Below are 3,881 nucleotides of genomic sequence, written 5' to 3'. Positions count from 1 at the left end.
GATTTAATTGTTTATTGCACTAAGTTAAAAAATATTTGGAAGTGACAAGGATATTACAGAGCTATTTAGATAAAAAATAACCTTCCCGCCATAATAAATAATATAGATAATTTCTTCCTATACATATCTGCATTTATAGATACAAATATTATGTATCTATCTACGTTAATAAATATATATAAGGAGTTTATAAATGACCATTGATATTAATAGTATAAGTTCAAATATATCTTCAACCAATGAAGCAGATACTTCTGGCACATATTTAAGTACTACAAACATCCAATAAGCGCTAGAGGCTACGTATATAACAACTACTGATAATTCAGAAATTATAACAGATGTTTCAACAACAACTGAAGCAGAGCCAACAACAGAAACTTTTACTACCGAAGGATCAGGACCTCCTCAAAATTTAGGCTCACCTACTGCCTCAAGTGGAGAAGAAACGACTAAAACTACCATTCGTTATACAAGCGAAGGGATCATAACCGAAACTGTTACTTCTGATAGTGAAGGCAACGTAACCTCACTCACTACTACGATAGAAACATAGTATAAATTATACACGCATGACTATTCTTACACACTAAAAAAGGGACTAATCCTTTATATTTACTAAAACTAACACTGAAAAATTAAATCCTTCACTCATGAAAAAGATTAATAGGCCGGCAATAAGACCTTATCATAAAAAGTTATTTGGTTAATACCAACACAACTACATATGCAAAATAAGTTAAAACCATCAATATACCTTCATATCGATAAATAACTCTTTTCTTATCCAATACAACTAAAAGCAAAATAATGCTTGCGATGATTGTCATTAATATATCCCCATTAGAATTATTATTGAAAGGTAATGGACGGATTGTAGAGCTGATACCTAATACAAAAAATATATTAAAAATATTAGAACCAACCACATTCCCTATCGCTATATCTGATTGTTTCTTAAATGCAGCAACAGCTGATGTCGCTAATTCAGGCAAGGAAGTACCTATTGCAACAACCGTTAGTCCAATAAGTGATTGGCTAACATTAAAAAATTCTGCAATATTTACAGCTCCATCTACAATCCATTTACCCCCAACAACTAAACCAACTAAGCCTAATAAAACATATAATATTGACCTATGAAAACTTAACTCATCAATTTTATTAACATCTACTATATCATCTTCGGACTTAGTTATCCCAACTGTATATGCTAGAAAAATAATAAAAAATCCTAATAAAACAATACCGTCTATTCTTGAAAGCCCTGAAAAAATTCCTCCATCAATTATTATATCGTTAGTCATGACACCCAATATTATAATTGCCAATAAATTAAACGGAATTTCCTTTAGAACAGTGTTCTTTTTTGCAGTAAGAGGATAAATAATCGCTGATATGCCTAAAATTAATAATATGTTGGCTATATTGCTACCAAGTATATTACCAATTGCAATCTCGCTATTGCCTTGTACACTAGCAAAGATATTAACAATTAGTTCTGGAGCAGAAGTGCCAAAAGCAACGATAGTTAATCCAATAACAATATTAGAAATATTGAACTTTTTAGCAATTGCTGCTGAACCATCAACTAAAACATCTGCCCCTTTAATAAGGAGAAAAAATCCAATAATAAAAAGGATAGCAGTAATCACAGCTATATTATATTCTTTTTATTGTTAGATTACATCGATATATTATAGATAACCTAAGAAATTAAACTATTTTTTATTTGGTTTTTTTGTTTCTTCTTTATCTACACAACAACAACCATCTTCACAGTCACAAGTTGAAATTCCTAAAGCAACATATGCTGGACAGAAGTTAATCAGAGCTGTAACAACAGGTATTAGGCCGATAACTCCCCACCAATTTTTAAAATAAACCCCTACAACAATAATTATTGCGCCTACAACTAATCTTGCTATTTTATCCATTTTACCTATATTACATTTCATCTTTTACTCCTTCTTTTTAAAATTTACAAAACTATCAAAACAAACTCCCTTACTAATCATATCACACACAGCAACTTATAATATTTTTGTAGCTACGATAAAACAATGATAAACCTTGAATGCTTTATCCATAAATATCCATATCAAATGAACTATGCACCAATAAAACAGAAGGAAGGTTCGCTAAAATATTATCCATTTTATCTACATACTCTCTTTCTCGGCCATGCGCTGGAGGATTAAATCCCAAAATAACTAAATCAACACCTGAAGATTCCCTGGCAATTATGGACGATACGCAATCTTCAATAAAATCAATTTCTTCTTCCGTCATTTGCTTTTCAAGTGTTTCCTTTAAAATAACACCCTGACTTTTTTCAGTGGATATAACTTTTTCATCCTTAAGTTTATCAACCCCTACGTCCTGTGTTGTTCTAGTAAATGAGTACAAATTGATTTTATCTTTTATTAAGTTAAACGATCTTCCCACCTTAGAAACAAACAGTTCTAAATTAGTTGACGTTACAACTGTAGAAACACTTGCCTCTTCATCACGACTATCCGGATGATAAACATTAATAGTTGCCTCTATTCGAGCATTCTCCAATAACTGTTTTAATATTTTTCCAGTGCTTGTAACCTTCTTTTTGACTACCACTGTTTTAATATGAATCATGGCATCTTCCCATTCCTCGCTCAACGTTAACAAATAAGCGATCAGCAACATAAATGAACCATTGTCATGAGAAGGATCCCACCAAACATCTATATGTTTTTTATTTCCAAAACCCTTACTATCATCAACATGCAAAAGAAGCAAACTTTTCCCAATCTCGTTATAAAAAGACATTAATTTCATTTGTTTCTTTTTCTCTGACTTGTCAACACCAAACCATTTCTTTTTACTTTCATTCCAATTAAGTAAAATAGTGTTTGGTCTAAACCTACCCATCCCATATACCTGTGACGTGACAAGCTGGGCCTCAACTCCATCATCAGACAGTGCCGTCAGAAAATATGCTGGCACTTTAGCTTGATGGAAAGCTTCTGATATCTCGGCTTCTATCCTTTTTGCCTCCGTTACTTCAACCTTCTCTGGGTTCAAAAAATTTATAAGAGTAACTGTCCCAGTTCTACCAGAAAGAGAAGTCGCTATCTGAATAATGTTTTGATTCACCTTTGTATCATTTGAAAACATTAACAAATTTGGTCTCCAGTTTTTAGGAGAAAAAGGAAGAGACTCTAGCTTGTTAAGAGCATAATGGATTACTCCATACCAAAACCCATGCCTAGCATCTCCAAAGGTTGCCACAAAATGCTTTCTTTTTAGATATACATAGATTAAAAAAACCAAAAGAAAACCAACAATACATGCTACAGGATTAAGGATAAACATAACGATAATGCAACCAGCAAAGCCTAATAAAGAAAAAAACCAATGAACATGAAAAGTCGGTCTATAGCTTGGAAGTGAAAAAAATCTTTCCAACCCAGCAATTAAATTGATACTCCCATAGGTTATTAAAAAGAAGTTAGTTAAAATAGGGGCTATCATATTTAGATTCCCAAGAAAAACAATAAAGGAAGCAATGGCAATTGTAACAAGCATTGAAACAAAGGGGCCAGAGTCTTCTCTTTTCCCAGCCAAAAATCTAAAAACAACACCATCTCGTGCCATGGCTTGAAGTGTTCTAGGTGCTGCCATGATTGATGCTAATGCAGAAGAAAGTGTAGCTGCCCAAATACCTGTTATTACCATAAACGGGGATTTAGCCATCTTTACAGCTACAATATCTGCGCCCATTAAATCTGCTCTAGAGGCAGAAAGCGCAAACCAGAAAATCATTATAAGATATGTTGTAAACCCAGTGGCGATTGCCAGTAGCGTTCCTTGCGGCAAACTTTTAGCTGGATCTTTTAAGT

The 3,881-nt window shown here is 33.0% G+C and carries 3 protein-coding genes; all 3 read right to left on the bottom strand.

Annotation, left to right across the window (positions count from 1 at the left end; genetic code table 11):
• Window positions 1-698: 698 nt before the first annotated feature.
• Window positions 699-1,655, bottom strand: a complete 957-nt coding sequence (locus PHF25_09020; GenBank protein MDD4528150.1) for a calcium/sodium antiporter — start codon at window positions 1,653-1,655, stop codon at window positions 699-701.
• Between the two features lie 66 nt (window positions 1,656-1,721).
• Window positions 1,722-1,958, bottom strand: coding sequence for a DUF2892 domain-containing protein (locus PHF25_09015; protein ID MDD4528149.1), 237 nt, complete (start codon window positions 1,956-1,958; stop codon window positions 1,722-1,724).
• Between the two features lie 124 nt (window positions 1,959-2,082).
• The coding region (locus PHF25_09010; protein ID MDD4528148.1) for a hypothetical protein at window positions 2,083-3,881 on the bottom strand (1,799 nt) is incomplete at its 5' end.

Source organism: Candidatus Margulisiibacteriota bacterium, assembly GCA_028706105.1.
In the GTDB taxonomy this organism is placed as follows: domain Bacteria; phylum Margulisbacteria; class Riflemargulisbacteria; order GWF2-35-9; family DYQY01; genus DYQY01.
Note: the sequence above shows the minus strand (reverse complement) of the source record. Positions and strands in the feature narration are given on the sequence as shown.

What these genes read in the sequence shown, in the direction of transcription:
- PHF25_09015 (MDD4528149.1), bottom strand. Translation starts at nt 1,958, where the DNA reads ATGAAATGTAATATAGGTAAAATGGATAAAATAGCAAGATTAGTTGTA.